At 70.3% G+C, this 259-nt stretch carries 1 protein-coding gene; it reads right to left on the bottom strand.

Annotated features, from left to right (window positions below):
- Window positions 1-259 (bottom strand): hypothetical protein (locus tag O7A70_RS34105; RefSeq protein ID WP_337144243.1); only part of this gene is annotated, 259 nt, incomplete at both ends.

Below are 259 nucleotides of genomic sequence, written 5' to 3'. Positions count from 1 at the left end.
CCACCACCACCGCCTCGCGCACCCACGCATGCTCGGCAAGCCGCGCCGCGATCTCGCCCGGCTCGATGCGGAAGCCGCGGATCTTCACCTGGTCGTCATTGCGGCCCAAGAACTCCAGGTTGCCGTCGGGCAGGTAGCGCGCCAGATCGCCGGTCCGGTAGAGACGGTCGCCCTCCACAAAGGGGCTGGCGATGAACCGCTGCGCCGTCAGCTCGGGCCGGTTCAGGTAGCCGCGCGCCACGCCTGCCCCGCCAATGTA

This window comes from Mesorhizobium sp. Cs1299R1N1 (genome assembly GCF_037179655.1).
GTDB classification, from domain to species: domain Bacteria; phylum Pseudomonadota; class Alphaproteobacteria; order Rhizobiales; family Rhizobiaceae; genus Mesorhizobium; species Mesorhizobium salmacidum.
This window is presented reverse-complemented; position numbering and strand designations above follow the sequence as displayed.